Raw genomic sequence first — 17,437 nt, 5'->3', positions numbered from 1 at the left:
TGCTGGGGTTCGCGGGATCAGTGGTGGTGCGCTGCGCGTTCCCCGGTCTGGAGCCGGTTGCGGGTCCGGACGTGGTACCGGGTCGGACGCGGTTCCGGTTCGGGGTCAGGAGATCTGTTCCCCGATGTCGCAGATGGCGAGGCTGGTGGTGCTGATGGGGGCGTCGTCCTCGACGTCGTTCTCGGCGTCGGGCTGGACCTGGAGGCGCAGGGCGTCGTTCATGGTGGTTCTCCTTCTTCTTCCACCCCTCCCACCGGTCGTGGGAGGGAAGTCGGTGGTGGCGGCGGGGCGGCGCGGAGTCCGACGGCCGACAGGGCCGGTCAGACCGGGGCCGGCGCCGTCCCGGTTCGGGTCGTGGCGGGCTGGCCGGTCCGATCGGCCACCGGCAGGTCGAGGGTGAACAGGCGGTCGGGCGCCGGGTCGACCAGCTGGTGCAGTGCGAGCAGGACACCGGCCGCGCCGCTCCACAGCTCGGCGCTCAACCGGTTGCCGTGCAGGCCGGGCCACCGCACGCCCGTGGCGTGGGGGACGGCGTGGTGGAACAGGGCCCGCCCGGAGGCAACGGCGTCCTCGGTGGACGCCGGGGCCCCCAGCAGTCGTGCCGTCTCACCGAGCACGAAGCCCATCCCCGCCTGGCCGGTGAACAGCCCGCCGCCGATGGTGAACCGCACGCGCAGGCCCCGCACGCACCGGTCGAGCACGTCCGCCAGGTGCGGGTCCGGCCGCCAGGCGAGGTACCGGGCGAGCACGTGGACGTAGCCGGCGCTGCCCGCGTACAGGTAGGGCATGGTGCGCCGGTCCCTGGCCGAGACCCGGAACCCGAGCGCCCCGGTCTCCCACGGCTGGGCGTGGACGAGTTCGGCGCGGAGCAGGTCGAGCCCGCGTTCCAGGGGCGCGTCGTCCCCGGTCAGCCGACCCAGGTAGTACAGGGCCAACGCCACGCCGGGCCGGCCCTGGGCCAGTCCGGAGCGGTCGTCGCCGCCCAGCAGGGGCGTCAGGCCCTCGCCGGTGGGCAGCGTCTCCAGCAGGGCTCGGGCGCGGTCCAGGGCCGACTCCTCGCCCGTGCGGCAGTACAGGGACAGTTCGGCCAGTGCCAGGCCGGCGGATCCGCCGCCCAGGGTGGCCGAGCGGGTCACCAGCGGGTGCCGGCCGGCGTGGCGGAGGAGGCGTTCGGCGGCATCCCACTCGCCCTCCTGGGCGAGCACCCAGGCGATGCCGGCGCTGCCGAACAACAGGCCAGGGGGGATGTCGCGCCACCCGGCCAGCGACTCGTCGCGAAGTCGGGTGACCAGCGCCGGCGCCGGCGGGTGTCCGGCCATCCGCAGGGCGTGCAGGACGCCGGCGCTGCCGTAGGCCACGCACCGGGTGTTGCTCCGGTGCCCGTCGGGGATGGTCGGGAAGACCCGGCGCGGGTGGTCGGGTTCGGCGAGGGCGAGCAGTGCGCTGGCGGTGTGGTCCCGTAGCCAGCTCAGCCACTCGTGGGGCTCGGCGGCCACCGCCTCGGGGGAGGGCAGCGCCGGCCCCGGAGCGGGCACGCCCCGGAACCGGTCCGCCCGCGCCCAGAGGGTCGCCGGCAGCGGGGCGCGTTCCTCCAGCGCGGCCGTCACGTGGTCCACGGCCGAGGGGCTGCGTTCGGCGACCTGGATGGTCGGGACCAGCATCATCCGCGCGATCGCGGCCAACCCGTAGTCGTCGTAGCGCACCGGGTCGAGCGTGGCCCGGCCGTCGGGGCTCAGGGCTTCCGGCGGGACGAATCCGGGGGTGGCCAGGGGCTGGATGGTGGCGTCCCGGCGCTGCGTCGACTCGAAGTCGACCAGCCGGACGCGGTCCTCGTCGTCGACCAGCACGTTGCGCGGGCTGACGTCGACGAACACGTAGCCGAGTTCGTGGAGGCGGTCGAGCTGGTCGCGCAACTGGTCCAGGATCAACCCGCACCTGCGGTAGTAGTCGGTGAAGGCCTCGGCGGGCTGGTCGACGCGGATGGCGGGGTTGTTCGCCATCAGCCACCTGCTCAGGGGCCGGCCGGGGACCAGTTCGGTCGCCAGGTAGGCGTGCTCCCAGTGGTCGAACCGTTCCACGGGTTCCGGTGCCAGTCCGGGTGCCCCGGCGTGCAGGGCCCGCAGCACCAGGTACTCGGCGGTGAGCCGGGCGTGGGCGTCGACGTCGCGGCCGGAGTGGGCGACGTGGGACCGGGCCTCCTTGAGGAAGACCTGCCGGCCGGTGGCGTCGGTGGCCCGGTAGGCGCCGCCGGCGTTGCTGTGCTGGAGCACGGCGTCGAAGGTGTAGCCGTGGAAGGCGACCGGACCGTCGGACAGGTCGGGTTCGGCCTCGACGAAGGGGTCCGCGACGCCGGCGGGGAGGTGGAACTCGGGGCGGCGGTCGTCGGGGATCTCGTCCCCGTCGGCGGCGGCCATCACCGGGGTGCGGGTGCCGTCGGCCTCCAGCCGGTAGCGGGAGCGGAAGGCGCCGTAGCGGTAGGAGACGCACCGGGAGGAGCCGAACCTGCGGTCGGTGAGCACGTAGGGGCCGGGCACCCCGGCGAGGTCGTGTTCCAGGCGACGCAGGACCTCGTGGGCCTGGCGGGGGTCGGCCGGGTAGAGGGCGCAGAACTTGCCGCTCTGCGGCCGGGAGGCGTGCTTGCCGTGCAGGAGCAGGAAGTAGGTGCGGCCGGCCAGGTGTTTGAAGGGGATACCCAGGTCCACGCAGGCGGCAGCGACGACGTCCAGGACGGCCGGGGCGTTGCCCGGGGTGCTGGAGACGTGCACCTTCCAACCGTGGTCGGGCGGGGGCGGCGCCTGCGGCGGACTCCAGTGGGTCCACACGTCCTGGTCGGCACGGTCCCAGCCGGGGGGCATCCGGGTGGGCGTGTAGCGGGTGCCGGGCGGGGCCTCGGCAAGCGGCTCGTAGAAATCGTCGTTCGCGAACGTGAATGACAGATCCGCTGGCATGTCGCCCTCCTCCCTTCGCGTCGTGGTGGTCCGTCACCTCGCCGGTTCGCGTTCCGGCCCGTCGCGGCGGTCCCGTCCTCTTCCGGTGGGGCCGTCTCCGCTCTCGGTGACAGGGACAAGCTTCGCGCGCCGAACGACCCGGGAACAGGGCGTCGACGGTCAGCAACCGGACCTGGGCGCTGTCAGGAAGGTGACCCGGCCCGGCGTGCTCCCCGGCCCGGGGGACGTCGGGCCGCCGGCCGAGGGCGAGGCGGGGACCGGTGGCCGTGGGCGGGCGACGTGCCTTGACCCCACGCCCTGAACAGGTGAACAATAAACTGGTGGCGCATTCAAAAAACGGGACGAGCGAACAGGGCAGGTCGTTCATCGAACGGGCCCGCCGCGAACAGATCGTGCGCGCCGCCGTCGACACCATCAGCGAGGTCGGGTACGGCCGCGCCTCCTACGCGCGCATCGCCCGCCGGGCCTCGATCAGCCCCTCGCTGATCTCCTACCACTTCGCCGACCGCGCGGACCTCATGCGCGAGGCGGCCAGCAGCGTCGTGGACGACCTGCGGCGCGGCCTCCGCGACGCCACGCCCAACCCTGCCTCCTACCCCGAGGCCCTGGCCGCGCTGATCACCCACAACGTCCACTACGCCGCCGGCCACCTCCGCGACCTCACCGCGCTCGCCGAGCTGCGGGCCGCCGGCATGGCACCCGCCGACGCCGGGCCCGACCAGGGCCGCGCCGACCTCGAGCGGCTACTGGCCGACGGCCAGGCCGCCGGCGAGTACGGGGCCTTCACCCCGACGCTGATGGCCGCCACCCTGCTCGCCGCGCTCGAAGCCGTCCCCGCCGTCCTCGCCCGCGAACCCGACATCGACCCGGCCCACTACGCCACCGAACTCGCCGAGACCTTCCGTCGCGCGACCGCGCCCGCCTCGGCGCCCCACCGAACCGAGGACCCCCGTTGACCACCGTGACCGCCGCCCTGCTCACCTGGGCACTGCACCTGCTCGTCGTGGCCCTGCTCTGCGGCCCCGGCGTCTGGCTCACCCTCCGGCGGGCGGCCGTCGTCCCCGCCGGTGCCCCCGCCCCGGTGGCCGACCGCCCCGAGGACCACCGGGACCCCGCGAGCCCGGCACGGCTCCTGCTGGCGGTCGCCGGCGCGCACGGCGCGGTGCTCGTCCTCACGACACTGCCCCGCGTCGGCCCCTTCGAGTCCCTCGACCGCAACTGGCAGGGCCAACTGCTGGCCCTGGCCTTCGCCGCCGGTCTCCTCCTGGCCTGGCCCCGCCTCACCCCGGAGGGGGTGGGCCTGACCCGGCCCAAACCCGGGTCGTGGACCCTGGTCGCGGGGGGCGCGCTCGGCGCCCTGGTGGTGCAGTACGCCGTCGGCGGGATGGGTCCGTCCGCGGAACCCACCGCCGAGGCCATCGTCAACAGCGCCGTCATGCCCGGCCTGTGGGAGGAGTTCCTCTTCCGGGGGATCCTGTTTTGCCTGGTGCTCCAGGCGTTGCCCGCCCGCCGCCGGATCGCCGGCATCAGCGCCACCTGGGCCATGCTCATCACCAGCCTGCTGTTCGCCCTCGGGCACGGCCTCGTCGTGGACCCGGTCGACGGCCTCACCGTCCAACTCGGATACGTGCTCAGCACCCTGGTCGCCGGAATCTTCTTCGTCTGGGTGCGGGAGCGGACCGGCAGCCTCCTGCCGGCGATCGTGCTGCACAACCTCATCAACCTCGCCGGCCTGCTCGTCGTGGGCCTTCAGGGCTAGGGCGCCGGGGGCGTGCCGTGCACGCGGAGCTGGGACCGCACGGCGTCCTCCAGCGCCCGGGTCCCTCACCGCCCGGTGGGGGAGCCGGCCGCGTCCTCGCCCGACCGCCCGGGGGCGCCGAGACGCGCGCCACCGTTCCGCCGGCCACACCACCACGGCGGTCACCGCTCCGGCGACCGCGAGCGCGGCGAGCAGCACCCACCCCGTGGTGAACCCGGCGGCGGTGACCACCCAGCCCGCCACCGGGTAGCTCAGCAGCCAACAGGCGTGCGACAGCGAGAACTGCGCCGCGAACAGCGCCGGCCGGTCCCCGGGCCCCGACGACCGCCGCAACACCCGCCCCACCGGCGTCAACACCAGCCCAGCCCCCGCGCCGAGCACCGCCCACACCCCCAGGGCCACCGGCCACCGCCAGGCACCGGAGTCCACCAGCGACAAACCGACAGCCCCGACCACACCCGCGCACAGCGTCCCCGCGCCCGCCAGCATCACCCCGCGCTCCGCGACCCGCTCCAACACCCGGGGCAGCGCCAACGCCACCAGGATCGTCCCCACCCCGTTGGCGGCCAGGAGAACCGCCACCTCCGTCTCCGACCGGCCCAACTCGTCCCGCGCGTAGTTGACCGTGTTCACCATGACCACCGCGCCCGCCCCGGCCACCGCCAGATCCAGGCCCAACACCCCCCGCAGTCGGGGCGTCGCCAGGAAGATCCGCGTCCCCGCCCCCAGCCGCTCGACGAACCGCACCCGACCACTCGGCCGCGCCCGGGGAACCCGCGCCGAGACCACCAGGGCCGCCGAGGCCAGGAACCCGGCGGCGGTGCCCGCGAACAACCACGGGAAGTCCACGACGGTCAACACGAGCGCGGCCACCACCGGGCTCAGCAGCGTCTCCAGGCTCGACGCCAGCTGCGAGGCCGACAAGGCCCGCGTGTAGTCGCCCTCGTCGGGCAGGATGTCCGGCAACGCCGACTGGAACGTCGGCGTGAACGCCGCCGACGCCGACTGCAACACCGCGATCAGCACGTACACGTGCCAGACCTCGGTGACGAACGGCAACGCCACCACCACCGCCGCCCGCACCAGGTCCAGCCCCACCAGCATCGCGCGCCGAGGAACCCGGTCGGCGTAGGCGCCGGCGAGCGAGGACACCGTCACATAGGCGACCATCTTGATCGCCAGCGCCGTGCCCAGGACGGCGCCGGCGCGCGGGCCGGCGAGGTCGTAGGCCAACAGGGCCAGCGCCACCGTGGCCAGCCCCGTCCCGAGCAGCGCGGTCACCTGCGCGCCGAACAGGTGGCGGTAGTCCCGGTTCGCGAACAACGACGACATCCCCATCACGGCCTCCCGACATCCATCACCAACACTAGAACATATGAACAGTTCTTCAAGTATGTGGTGCTCTAGGATCTCGTCATGGGCCACCGCCGACCCGACCACCCCCCGCCCGCCCGGCTCACCCCCGAGGACGCGGCGACGGTGGCCACCACCCTCCAGGCGCTGGCCACCCCGAGCCGGCTGCTCATCCTCACCCGGCTGCGGGAGAGCCCCTGCCCGGTGGCCGAACTCGCCGAGGCCGTCGGCATGGAGACCTCGGCGGTCTCCCACCAACTCCGGCTACTGCGCAACCTCGGGCTCGTCACCGGCACCCGCCACGGCCGCAGCATCGTCTACAGCCTCTACGACAGCCACGTCGCCATGCTCCTCGACGAGGCCGTCTACCACATCGAACACCTCCGGCTCGGCCTGCGGCAGGACCCCGTCACCGGCGAACACCACCAGAACCCCGATCCCACCTCCTGACCCGCCGCACCCAGCGAGCCAGGGCACCCCCGACACCGACCCGAGGGGCCGGCGGCGCCGCCCGTACGCCACGACGACCGGGAGCCCCCGACCCAGCGGTCAGGGGCTCCCCTCGCGAGCGGTCAACCCACCCGTCGCGTCCCGATCACCGCTCCAACACGTCGAGCAGCGGGTCCGCCAGCGTGCGCGACTGGTCCGTGGTCACCACCGGACCCCGGGGCGGGATCGCGTCGTAGTCGGCCGGGTCCAGATCCCGCACCTGGCCGCTGGCCACGCCCCGCAGGATGCCCTCCACCCCGACGTACACCGCCTGCGTGAGCATCACGCGGTGCCGCTCACCGAGGTCCTGGCTCTGCCCCCGCACCTCGAACAACACCGATCCGCTGCCGTTGAGGGCGAACGAACCCAGACCCGTACCAGGCAGGTCCACGTCCTGGGGGTAGAGGGAGACGTGGGCGAACTCCGGCCGGTGCGCCGAGGCGTCCCGCAACGCGTCGTAGGCGGCCACGTTCAGCTGCTTGGCGTAGTCGAGGTCGTACCGGTCGGCGTACTCGGCGTACCGGGCGCCCTCCTCGGTGTTCGGGTCAGCGACGAACTTGCCCGACAGGCTCAACGTCACGTAGTCGTCGGTGCCCGGCATGACGTAGCAGGGGCCCTGGTGGTGGATGTCCACGTAGGTGTCGACCGTGCCGAACTCCTCCGTGAGGTCCACGTAGAGGTCCCGCACCGCCTGCGTCTCCGGGCTCAGGAACCAGCCGGGCCGCGCCGAGTTCCCGGGGAGGTCGGCGGCGTCGGGCACGTAGGACAGGTCCGGGTTGTAGTCCCGGTTGATGTCGAACCCGGGACGCGGCCCGTAGTCGTGGCCCTGCCGGACGTTGGTGATGTAGTTCCACGCCGGCTCGGCCCCGGCCAGCTGCGGGTGCAGGTCCACGACCTCGTCCCAGGTCATGTCGTTGCCCCGCCGGTTCAGCTCCGCCGCGTCCGGGTTCATCTTCGGCACGGCGACCACCGTGAGCTCCGAGCGGACCTCCTGGGCGAAGCGGGAGTTGGACCGGCCCAGGTGGTCCAACAGCCACAGGATCGCGTCGGTGCCCGTCTTCTCGTTCCCGTGGATCTCGCTGGTCAGCAGCACCACCGTGTCACCGTCACCGACCCGCGCGGCCTGGATGAGACGACCACGGTTGGAGGTGCCGATCTGGTCGACCTGGACGCGTCCCCGGCTCTCCGCCTCGATCCGGTCGAGTTCGACCAGCAGCTCCTCGTAGTCGGTGAACGCGTCGACCGGGTTGTCCTGGGGACGCGTGCTGCACCGCTCGGCCGGCTCCTGCCGAGGCGCGTCCCGGGCGGTGTCCGCCGTGGACGGCGGTGGCGCCGCCGTCGCGGTGGGCAGTACCCCGAAGGTGCCCAGCATGAGGGTTCCCGTGATGGCGGCCAAGGTTCGGCGCACGGTCGGCATCCGTCCTCCTCGCTCTCGGTGCGGCCGCTGGTGGTGCTCCCGCCCCGCGCGGAGCGGGAGCACGTCGGCCGTCGGCGTAGGGCAAGTAAAGGTCGCGTTGGGTACCCGCACAAGGGCGGACGGCGACCGCCGACGGTCCCGGGCCCGAATCGGCCTTGTGAGCGTCAGTCGGGGAAGGGGGGCGTCGCCCGGCCAACCGGGTTCGCGGGGGCGTGTCGAAGCACTGCCCCGCCGCCGGGTGACTGCCGGAGTGGGGTGTTCTCCCACGGAGGATCTCCGATTCGCGGCTCGAAGCTGTCACCGCGGCACCTTCGGGCTGCCAGACCGGGCCGTGGGGTGTGCCGAAACGAATGCGGAGGATGTCACGGGTCCCGCTCCCCTCGCATCCTCGCGGGCCGGGTTTCGTCGAGGCCAAGGATCAGGGTAGGAAGTCCCCTCCGAGTACTCGGGAGCGGCGAGAGTCACGACCAGCGAACGCCCAAGATCATCCAGTCGCATCGGATCCGGGCGATGTCTCCATGCGCCAACTCTCCACGTGAGCAGCGAGGACGACGGCAGGAGCAGCGTCAGAGCAGGGCTCCGTATGCCCGCCCTGAGGGAAGTCGCGCTCAGCGCAGCAGGCTGGTGGTCATGCGTGGTGCCAAGCGTTCGCCGGGGCGGGAGTCATTTGTGATTCCGCTACTCACTCACGTGCTCACATTCGTCCTCACGTTGTTCAGTGCTGGTGACGCGAACTCGCGTCGTGAGACCCACTTCCGGAGCACGTAGGAGGCCTGGACGTGGGTCGGCTGGTGGTCGGTCCTCGTCCGCGCACGGGCGGAGCTTCCTCCTCGGGGGACCGGCCGCCGGCATCCACTTACTGGTGCGGAGGTGGCGGATGTCGGGCTACGAAGCCGTGTGGGCTGTGCTTCGTGGAGCGGTTCTCGCCGAACTGCTGATCGCGGGGTGCATGAATTCTCCGCCGAGTTCTCGGGAGTCATCGGGAACAGGTCATGTGCGGTGTTTCCGCAGTGGTTCCGCAGTTCCGGTTCATGGGATGCCCGCGCTGGTGGGCCTTGAATTCTGGGTATGCGCGACGCCACGCACCACACCGGACTGGTCCTCGCCTCACTGCCGGGCACGCACGTGGTGAGCGACGTCGGCCAGGTCCGCGCTGATGGCGTCCAGCCGTTCGGTGATGTCGACGAGTCGTTCCTCCACGGCGGCCAGCCGGGCCGCGAGCCGGTCCTCCTCAGCGGGCATCGGTACCGCCTCGCCTGGCTCGGGGGGAGTGCTGCCCTCCAACACGGCCTGGAGGTGCTGCGGGTGCAGTCCCAGGGTGGTGGAGAGGGCTTCGAGCGTGCGCGCGCTCCGCCGGCGCTCCACGGTGTGGTGCTGGATCTCCCGCACGATCGCCTGCGAGACCTGCGACCGTTCCGCGAGTTCCCGCTGTCGCCACCCGAGTTGGTTCACCCGCTCGTTGATGACTCTGGCGACCGCTGCCCAGTCGTCCGACACGCATACCTCCGCGCTCCGCCTCGGCGCAGACAGTAGCCGCTGAGCGCATTAGTCGCGGGACCTGATCGCGGTTCATGGCCCCGCGTCGCTCACCCCGTCCATTGGTGCGCTGATTTCAGCAACATGCTGCTGAAATCGACAATTCTGTTGTGAAGGGACCACCGCCGTGCCCCCATCCCGCCCTGACTTCGCACGTCCCGAATTCCATTCCCCGCGCCAGGCCGCCTGGATTCTCGGAGTCCCGGAAAGAACCGTCCGCCGGGCGGTGCGACCTGGCGTGATCCGCGTCCTGCTGCGCCGCACCCACCCGGCCGTCACCACCGCCGAGCTCCGCGGCCTGCTGTCCACTCGCCGGACGGGTGGTGGTGCCCGATGAGCACCGAGCCCACACCGGACCTCGCGGCGACCTCCCGCCGGCTGACCCGGTTGCGCCGGGTCCCCACCAACCTGCTCGCCGAGCTCGTCCGCCGCGACGGCGCCTGTGCCCAGGGCAGCCCCGCGGAGCCACCGCACGGTCTCACCGAACGGGACCACGCGGCCCACCTGTGCGCGGGCTGCCCCGTCGCTGACCCGTGCCTGGAACTCGAACTCCGCTCCGCCGGCCCCGACGTGGTCGGGGTGTGGGGCGGGCTCACCGAGGACGACATCCGCCACCTGCACCGGGCGTGGTCGACGCAGGACCCCGACGACAGCCAGGGAGAACGACGATGACCCCCAACGGCGCCCCTTCCTCCGTCGTCCTCGGCGGCGCGCTCGTCCTCCTCGTCCTCGTCCTGGTGTGGCGGGCGGGAGCTCGCCGGGGACGGCGCACCGCCGCGAACCGGACCGAGACCCGGGTCGTGTCGGTCACGAGCCGAGTGCTGACCAACGCCACTCTCATCACCACCGCGCAGTGGCTCCTGCTCACCCACGTCGCCAACCCCTGGGGCCAGCTCGCCACGCTGCTACTCCCCGCCCTGGTCACCGCCCACACCCTGACCAGGGCTCTCCTGGTGATCCCGAGTGGAGAAAGGCGGGGACGGAGCGGATCATGAGCCAGCGGATGACGCCCGAGGGACTCGGAGCACGACTGACCAAGTGGTGGTCGCGATCAGCGGTGGTCCCACTCCCGCTGAGGCCAACCACGCGGGCACGGCGACTCCTGCGCGACGGGACCGCCGAGATCCTCCGGTCCCCGGCCCGTTTCCTCGGCGCGGTACTGCGCGGCCTGGTCACCGCCTACCGGTCGTGGCGCCGGTGGGTGCGGGTGCGGGACTACGCCGACGCGGCACGGGACGCCGGGAAGTTCGCCGACAAGTTCACCGAGATCCGCGCCCTGAGTTTCTTCCGGTGGAAGGTGACCCTCGGCGTCATCGCCGGGGCTGGGTTGGCGCTCGCCGTCCTCCACGCGGTCCACGGGCCGTCCGGGCCGTGGTGCGTGGGCGCCGTCGGGGCCGTCGCACTGGCGGCGTTGGGTCAACGTGGCGGGGGACTGCCCGGTAGGAGGACGGTTCTGGCCGGCCCCCGGATCCTGCGGTGGAGCTTGGACCCGCAGGTGCTGGTGGACGCGTTCCGCGACGCCAAACTGCTCGGCAATGACGAGACCCTTCGCCTGGTCGAACGAGCGACCCGAGCCGGTGAGGGCTGGACCATCACCGTGGACCTACCCGCGACCCGCAAAGCCGCCGACGTGGTGAAGAACCGGGAGGCACTGGCCTCGGCGCTCGCGGTCGACGAGGTCCAGCTGATCGTGAACCGCGTCCGAGGGCGCGGAGGGCATGCCGGGCGCGTGGCGCTGTGGGTGGCCGACCGGGACCCCTACTCCACACCACCGACCCGCACGCCCCTGGTCGACGCGGAACAGTGGGACGTGTGGCGACCGGTGCCCTTCGGCCGGGACCCCCAGGGCAGCCGCGTGGATCTACCGTTGGTGTGGACGTCCCTGCTGATCGGAGCGATCCCGCGCCAGGGCAAGACCTTCGCCGCCCGGCTCGCCGTCGCCGGCGCGGTCCTCGATCCGCACGCCCGCCTCTACGTCGCCGACTTCAAGGCGGGGAAGGACTGGGACGCGGCCGGCCAGGTCGCGCACCGGTTCCTCGCCGGTGACGACACCGACGACGTCTTCGCGTTGCTCGGCTGGCTCATCGAACTGATCAGCGAGGTCCAGGGCCGCTACCGGCGGATGCGGACACTCGACGACACGACCTGCCCGGAATCCAAGCTCACCCCGGCGATCTCCCGCGATGACGCACTGAACATGCCGGTCACGGTGCTGGTGGTCGACGAGGTACAGGTGCCTCTGGAGAACCGGACGTCGATCACGGTGGAGGGCAGGAAGCTGACCACCGGGGAATACGTGGGAGAACTGCTCACCTGGCTGGCCAAGAAAGGACCCGCAGCTGGGATCGTGCTCATCCTGGCCACGCAGCGGCCCGACTCCAGGACCATCCCCTCGGGACTGCGCGCCGTCCTCGGCTCCCGGTTCGCACTGCGAGTCATGGACTGGCGGGACTCCAACATGGTTCTGGGCGAGCAGATGAACACCCGGGGCTACGACAGCAGTCGACTGCTCGCAGCGCACAAGGGCGTGGGCATCCTCCGACCGGACGGCGAGGTCAGCCAGGGCGGCGAGGTGCTGGCCCTGACGGTGCGGACCTACTACCTGCCCAACGAGGACTGGCGAACGATCTGCGCGCGGGGAAGGCAACTTCGCGGTCACGCGGGCCGACTCACGGGGTACGCGGCCGGCCACGACCCCGATCCCCCGCTGTCCGCCGCGTGCGCCGAGGCGGCGGTCCCGGAAGCCAGGAAGCCCGCCCGGGTGGGCGAGTGGACTCCGGAAGGACTGCCCGAGCCGCTCGCCTCAGTGGTAGCCCACCTGGGCGACGAGCTCGGTGAGGGAGGGCGGGAGTTCGTCCCGACCGCCGAACTCGTGGCAGCCCTGGGTGATGTCGACCCGAAGCGGTTCGCGCGAACCCTGGCCGAACTCGGCTGCCGCCCGGTCCGCGACCGGGTTGCGGACCCGAAGGGCGGCGTACGGCAGGTGCGGGGTTATCTGGCGGCGGAGCTCCGCACCGCCGTGCGGCAGTCCCGAACGGACGGGTCCGCGCACCGGGGGTAAGGGGCAGGACACCCTGATGGCCGAGCAGCCCCCGTGACACCACCGTCACCGGTGCGAGTCCCCAACGCGTCGCGGCCAACGCCACCGTGCCCAGCTGGAACTTGACAGCGCGAACTCGGGCGGGACCGCCGCTCCCGTTGTTCCGGGCGCGGGCGGCCTGCGGTGTCCTCGCTGCTCAGGGCGGGGGAGGGCGGCGCGCGGCGATCCTCGGGCCCGCCGGGCGCCGCCGGCTCCGGTCGATCACCCGGGCCAGCACCCCGACCGCGGCGTCCAAACGTTCCGGGTGGTGACCCGCGTAGTTGACCACCAGCCCCGGCCGCCCCGGCGCGACCCGGTGCCGGCTCAACGGCCGCACCAGGACACCGTGCGCCCGGGCGCGGCCGGCGATCTCCGCGTCGTCCTGGCCGGTCGGGAGCAGGACCAGCACGTGCAGCCCCGCCGCGACCCCGAGCACCGGGCAGTCCGGCAACCACCGGCGGAGCGCCGCGACCACCGCGTCGCGGCGCGCCCGGTGCCGGGCCCGCATCGCCCGCAGGTGCCGTTCGAGGACCCCCTCGGCGAGCAGCCGCGCCAGGGTCAGCTGGGGGAGGACCGGCGAACCCAGGTCGCTGGCCCAGCGGAGCCTGACCAGCGGTTCGCGCAGGTGGTCGGGGGGCACGAGCCACCCGAGCCGCAGACCCGGCGCCAGGGTCTTGGACACGCTCGCCGTGTAGGCGACGGTCTGGGGGGACAGCGGCTGGACCGCGCGGACCGGGGCCCGGTCGTAGCGGTACTCGGCGTCGTAGTCGTCCTCGATCACCAGCCCGTCCCGCGAGGCCGCCCACGCCAGCAGGGAACGCCGGCGTGCCGGGGAGAGCACCACCCCCGTCGGGTACTGGTGGGCGGGGGTCACCAGCACCGCGCCCGCCCCCGACCGGGCCAGGGCGGCGGTGTCCAGCCCGTGCTCGTCGACCGCGACGGGTGGCAGCCTGGGCAGCCACTGCCCCAACACCGTCCGGTTGCCCTCCGCGCCCGGGTCCTCCAGCGCGACCGCGTCCACACCGCGATCCCGCAGGACCTGGGCCAGCAGGCTGAGCGCCCCGGACACACCCGAGGTGACCACGATGCGGTCCGGGGCGGCGACCACGCCCCGCGACCGGCCCAGCCACGCGGCCAGCTGTTCCCGCAGTTCCGGCACCCCCTGCGGGGGGCCGTAGCCGAGCTGCCGGGCCGAGGCGGTGGCGAGCACCGACCGTTCGGCGCGGAGCCAGGCGGCGCGGGGGAACGAGGCGAGGTCGGGGAGTCCGGCGGCCAGGTCGATGACGGAGGGCTTGCCGGGGCCGCCGCCCGTTTCGACGGGGGACCCGGTGGGCGTGGTGATGGCACGGGACGAACCGGCACGGCCAGCGGCGGCCGGCGGTGGACCACCGGGCCGGGCGGCCACCGTGCTGCCCGCCCCGGCGCGGGCCTGGATCAGACCCTCGTCGGCCAGCCGGCGGTATGCCTCGGACACGGTGCCCCGGGAGAATCCCAGCTCGACGGCGAGCACCCTGGTCGCCGGTAACCGGGCCCCCAACGGCAGCGTGCCGTCGGCGATCGCGGCCCGCAGCCTGGCGGCGAGCCAGGTGGTGCGTTCGCCCCGGCGGACCCGGCTTCCGTCGAGCTGGAGGAAGTCCGAGCCACCCGTCATTGGACCAATCTACCGAGCCGTTCGTGGCACTGTGGAACGGTCCGACTGACGCCCAGGCTGGGCGCATGACGAATGAGGACGTTCCGCGAGGCCCGTCGTGGCGTGGTGTGCTGCCGGGGCTGGGCGGCATGGTGTTGCTGGGCAGCACCGTCGCTGTCATCGGCGCGACGCACCACCTGCCGTCGTTCGCGGTGCAGTCCGCCCGGTACGCCGTCGCGGCCCTCGGGATCGTGGCGGTCGCCCGTTGCCTGCGGGTCCGGCTCGTACCGCCCCGGGGCCGCGAACTGGTGTGGGTGGTGGCGGGAGCCCTGTCCGGGCTGGTCCTGTTCAACCTGGCGGTGGTGCTGGGCACCCGGCACACCGAACCGGGTGTGTTCGGTGCCGCCGTCGCCTGCGTGCCGATCGTGCTCGCCGTGGCCGGTCCGCTGGCCAGGGGTGGGCGACCCCCGGCGCGGTTGGTGGCCGGCGCGGTCGTGGTCAGCGTGGGCGCCGTCGCGGTCGCCGGGTGGAGTCGCGCCGACATCCCCGGGGTCCTGCTCGCCGCGTCCCTCCCCGTGTGCGAGGCCGCGTTCACGCTGTTCGGGGCCCGTGTCGTGGGACGCCTGGGCGCTTGGAGCTACTCGGCGGCGACCTGCGGTGTCGCCGCCGCCTCCTTCCTGGTGCTCTCGGTCGTCGTCGAACGCCCGGACCCGGCCGGGTTCGCCGACCCCGCCGTGCTCCTCGCGGTGGGGTACCTCGGCCTGCTCGGCACGGCCGTGGCGTTCGTGCTCTGGTTCACCTGCGTCCGACGGGTCGGGGCCGGCGTCGCCGGGCTCACGGCGGGGATCGCCGCGCCGAGCACCGCGCTGTGCGGGTTCGCGTTCGGGGCGCCGCTGCCCTCGGCGGGGGCGTGGCTGGGCATGGGCCTCATCGCGGCGGGCCTCGCGGTGGGCCTGGCGCCCGCTCGACGTGCCGCCGCGCGACATCCGGTCGACGCCCCGTGAGGCGCGGGGACCTGGGCGGGGTGCGGTGGTCTCCGTGCCGCGTGACCCGCACGGACCTCCGGGGCCGGGCCGTCCCGTGTCGGCCCGGGCACGCCCGGTGCCCGTCACCGGGTGGACCACGAGACTTCGCCGACGATGCGGTGTGACCACGACACCTCTCTCGTAGGGTGCTGGTCGACGCCGCCCGCCCCCGACGAGACGGACGAGCCGGGCCGGTGGGGCGGCGGACGACCGATGCTTCTACGGAGGACCTGGTGCACAGCAGACCAACGACCGGCTCCGGCCGGCTGCCGGGGCGGGGACGAACCGCCACCAGACTCGGTGTCGCCCTCGCCGGCGCGGCCGTCGCGCTGCCCGCCCTGGCCGGGCCGGCCGGCGCCGACGTGCGCGGGCGGGGCGTTCCCGAGTTCACGCTCACCGTGATGGGCACCTCCGACCTGCACGGCAACGTGCTCAACTGGGACTACTTCGCCGACGCCGAGTACGCGGACTCCTCGGGCGACCACGTGGGCCTGGCGAAGGTGTCCACGCTGGTCAACCAGGTCCGGGAGGACCGGGGCGCGCACCGCACGATGTTGGTCGACGCGGGGGACACCATCCAGGGCACCCCGCTGGCCTACTACCACGCCGTCGTCGACCCGATCACCGAGTCGGGGGAGACGCATCCGATGGCGGCGGCGATGAACGCCCTGGACTACGACGCCAGCGCCCTCGGCAACCACGAGTTCAACTACGGCCTGGACGTGTTGGACGTCTTCGAGGAGCAGGCCGACTTCCCGCTGCTCGGCGCGAACGTGCTGGACGCGGGGACGGGAGAACCGGCCTACCGGCCTTACACGATCGAGACGGTCCGCCCCGACCGGGGACGGGCGATCCGCGTGGGCTTCCTCGGGCTGACCACCCCGGGCTCGGCGATCTGGGACCGGGCCCACGTCGAGGGGCACCTCGAGTTCGACGGGATCGTGGAACGGGCCCGTACCTACGTGCCCGAGATGCGGGCGGCCGGCGCGGACATCGTCATCGCGTTGTCCCACTCGGGGATCGACCCCTCGTCCTCCTACGGTGACGCCCTGCCGTTCCCCGAGAACGCCAGCGGCATGCTGGCCGAGCAGGTGCCCGGGATCGACGCGATCCTGGCCGGGCACTCCCACCAGGAGGTGCCCGAACGGTTCGTCACCAACGAGGAGACCGGCCAGGAGGTGCTGATCACCCAGCCCAAGCAGTGGGGGCAGCGCCTGTCCGTGATGGACATCGACCTGCGGATGGAGCGGGGCCGGTGGACGGTGACCGGCCTGGGTTCCCACGTACTCGACTCGGCGACGGTGCCGGAGGACCCGGCGATCGTCGACCTCGTCGCCGAGCAGCACGAGGCGGCCCGCGCCTACGTGAACAGCACGGTGGGTCACAACGCCCGCGCCATGTCCGCGGCGACCTCCCGGTACGAGGACAGCGCGGCCGTCGACCTGATCAACCAGGTGCAGGCCGAGACGGTGGCGGGGGCGTTGGCCGGCACCGAGCACGCCGACCTGCCGGTGCTGGCCGCCGCCGCCCCGTTCAACCGGGACGCGGTGATCCCCGAGGGCGAGGTCACCGTCCGCGACGTCGCCTCCCTGTACGGGTTCGACAACACCCTGCTGGGGATCGTGCTCACCGGTTCGCAGCTGCGTGACTTCCTGGAGAAGTCGGCCGAGTACTACCAGTCGGTGGACGGCCCCGGCCCGCACGCCGCCGACGACGTGACCAACGCCCCCACCGCCACCGCGCCCTACGGCACCCCCGACTACCTGTACGACATCGTCGGTGGACTGGACGCCGCCCTCACCTACGACCTCGACCTGGGGCAGCCGGTGGGCCAGCGGGTGGTCGACCTCGCCTATGACGGGGTCGCGGTGGCCGACGACCAGGAGTTCGTGCTGGCGCTGAACAACTACCGCCAGTCCGGCGGCGGGAACTTCCCGCACGTCACCGAGGCCCCCGTGGTCTATGACGAGCTGGCGGAGATCCGCCAGCTGCTGATCGACTGGGTGGCCGAGCGGGAGGTCGTCGACTCCGACGAGTTCCACTCGGTGGACTGGCGGCTGGTCTTCGGTGGGCAAGAGCTGCTGATCGAGGACTGAGTTCCACTCCCACCCGAGGTCCGTCGCCGGTCCTCGGTGGTCGGAGGGCGTCGGGTCCGTCGCGGGACGGAGCCGGCGCCCTCCGCCGTGTTCCGGGGGTGCGCG

General features: G+C 73.0%; 12 protein-coding genes and 1 pseudogene. 8 read left to right on the top strand and 5 right to left on the bottom strand.

The features are described 5' to 3' along the window. Positions 1-320 precede the first annotated feature (320 nt). A complete protein-coding gene (gene lanKC, locus C1701_RS02085; RefSeq protein WP_103055431.1) occupies positions 321-2,948 on the bottom strand; it encodes a class III lanthionine synthetase LanKC in 2,628 nt (875 codons plus the stop codon). A 305-nt stretch (positions 2,949-3,253) separates the two neighbouring features. Between lanKC and C1701_RS02080 the strand changes: the two genes are divergently transcribed. Further along, positions 3,254-3,904 (top strand): TetR/AcrR family transcriptional regulator, encoded by a 651-nt coding sequence (locus C1701_RS02080; RefSeq protein ID WP_337662082.1) that lies wholly within the window; start codon positions 3,254-3,256, stop codon positions 3,902-3,904. A gap of 428 nt (positions 3,905-4,332) precedes the next feature. Beyond that, positions 4,333-4,707: a lysostaphin resistance A-like protein gene (locus tag C1701_RS28075; protein ID WP_443098154.1), complete on the top strand. Its 375-nt coding sequence runs from the start codon at positions 4,333-4,335 to the stop codon at positions 4,705-4,707. Between the two features lie 186 nt (positions 4,708-4,893). On the opposite strand, the pseudogene C1701_RS02070 reads toward C1701_RS28075, so the two are convergent. Further along, positions 4,894-6,039: pseudogene (locus C1701_RS02070) on the bottom strand (MFS transporter); the annotation flags it as partial. Positions 6,040-6,123: 84 nt separating this feature from the next. Between C1701_RS02070 and C1701_RS02065 the strand changes: the two are divergent. Beyond that, positions 6,124-6,510 carry an ArsR/SmtB family transcription factor gene (locus C1701_RS02065; protein WP_016699121.1) on the top strand — a complete coding sequence of 129 codons (387 nt, stop codon included), beginning with the start codon at positions 6,124-6,126 and terminating at the stop codon, positions 6,508-6,510. A gap of 145 nt (positions 6,511-6,655) precedes the next feature. Here the strand turns inward: C1701_RS02065 and C1701_RS02060 are convergent, their stop codons facing one another. Together C1701_RS02060 and C1701_RS02055 are read right to left on the bottom strand one after the other, a co-directional pair. Then, positions 6,656-7,966: a M14 family zinc carboxypeptidase gene (locus C1701_RS02060; RefSeq protein WP_026420548.1), complete on the bottom strand. Its 1,311-nt coding sequence runs from the start codon at positions 7,964-7,966 to the stop codon at positions 6,656-6,658. Between the two features lie 1,107 nt (positions 7,967-9,073). Continuing rightward, on the bottom strand, positions 9,074-9,463 hold the full coding sequence (locus C1701_RS02055; RefSeq protein WP_016700344.1) for a helix-turn-helix domain-containing protein: 390 nt from the start codon (positions 9,461-9,463) through the stop codon (positions 9,074-9,076). 372 nt (positions 9,464-9,835) lie between these two features. Here C1701_RS02055 and C1701_RS02050 point away from each other — a divergent pair, with 372 nt between their 5' ends. From C1701_RS02050 to C1701_RS02040, 3 genes are read left to right on the top strand one after another with little or no spacing between them, the layout of a single operon-like run. Continuing rightward, the gene (locus C1701_RS02050) at positions 9,836-10,174 is read left to right on the top strand and encodes a WhiB family transcriptional regulator (protein WP_035275455.1); all 339 of its coding nucleotides are present in this window, start codon (positions 9,836-9,838) and stop codon (positions 10,172-10,174) included. Further along, entirely contained in the window at positions 10,171-10,497 is a 327-nt protein-coding gene (locus tag C1701_RS02045; protein ID WP_103055428.1) for a hypothetical protein, read from the top strand. The genes C1701_RS02050 and C1701_RS02045 overlap by 4 nt, the downstream gene beginning before the upstream one ends. Continuing rightward, complete coding sequence (locus tag C1701_RS02040) at positions 10,494-12,563, top strand: FtsK/SpoIIIE domain-containing protein (RefSeq protein WP_103055427.1); 2,070 nt, start codon at positions 10,494-10,496, stop codon at positions 12,561-12,563. Before C1701_RS02045 ends, C1701_RS02040 begins: the two co-directional genes overlap by 4 nt. Positions 12,564-12,738: 175 nt before the next feature. Here the strand turns inward: C1701_RS02040 and pdxR are convergent, their stop codons facing one another. Beyond that, positions 12,739-14,232, bottom strand: coding sequence for a MocR-like pyridoxine biosynthesis transcription factor PdxR (pdxR, locus tag C1701_RS02035; RefSeq protein WP_103055426.1), 1,494 nt, complete (start codon positions 14,230-14,232; stop codon positions 12,739-12,741). A 65-nt stretch (positions 14,233-14,297) separates the two neighbouring features. On the opposite strand from pdxR, the gene C1701_RS02030 reads away from it, so the two are divergent. Together C1701_RS02030 and C1701_RS02025 are read left to right on the top strand one after the other, a co-directional pair. Continuing rightward, positions 14,298-15,215, top strand: a complete 918-nt coding sequence (locus C1701_RS02030; RefSeq protein ID WP_337662081.1) for a DMT family transporter — start codon at positions 14,298-14,300, stop codon at positions 15,213-15,215. A gap of 254 nt (positions 15,216-15,469) precedes the next feature. Continuing rightward, positions 15,470-17,332: a bifunctional metallophosphatase/5'-nucleotidase gene (locus C1701_RS02025; RefSeq protein ID WP_026420542.1), complete on the top strand. Its 1,863-nt coding sequence runs from the start codon at positions 15,470-15,472 to the stop codon at positions 17,330-17,332. Positions 17,333-17,437 lie beyond the last annotated feature (105 nt).

Source organism: Actinoalloteichus sp. AHMU CJ021 (assembly GCF_002895405.1).
Taxonomy (GTDB): domain Bacteria; phylum Actinomycetota; class Actinomycetes; order Mycobacteriales; family Pseudonocardiaceae; genus Actinoalloteichus_B; species Actinoalloteichus_B caeruleus.
The sequence above is the reverse complement of the archived record's forward strand: the minus strand, read 5'-3'. Positions and strand labels throughout refer to the sequence as shown.

Bases quoted from the DNA above. Each gene is read 5' to 3' on its own strand.
- C1701_RS02050 (WP_035275455.1), top strand. From the start codon at position 9,836: ATGAGCACCGAGCCCACACCGGACCTCGCGGCGACCTCCCGCCGGCTG.
- pdxR (WP_103055426.1), bottom strand. From the start codon at position 14,232: ATGACGGGTGGCTCGGACTTCCTCCAGCTCGACGGAAGCCGGGTCCGC.
- C1701_RS02030 (WP_337662081.1), top strand. From the start codon at position 14,298: ATGACGAATGAGGACGTTCCGCGAGGCCCGTCGTGGCGTGGTGTGCTG.
- C1701_RS02060 (WP_026420548.1), bottom strand. From the start codon at position 7,966: ATGCCGACCGTGCGCCGAACCTTGGCCGCCATCACGGGAACCCTCATG.
- C1701_RS02065 (WP_016699121.1), top strand. From the start codon at position 6,124: ATGGGCCACCGCCGACCCGACCACCCCCCGCCCGCCCGGCTCACCCCC.
- C1701_RS02045 (WP_103055428.1), top strand. From the start codon at position 10,171: ATGACCCCCAACGGCGCCCCTTCCTCCGTCGTCCTCGGCGGCGCGCTC.
- C1701_RS28075 (WP_443098154.1), top strand. From the start codon at position 4,333: ATGGGTCCGTCCGCGGAACCCACCGCCGAGGCCATCGTCAACAGCGCC.
- lanKC (WP_103055431.1), bottom strand. From the start codon at position 2,948: ATGCCAGCGGATCTGTCATTCACGTTCGCGAACGACGATTTCTACGAG.
- C1701_RS02040 (WP_103055427.1), top strand. From the start codon at position 10,494: ATGAGCCAGCGGATGACGCCCGAGGGACTCGGAGCACGACTGACCAAG.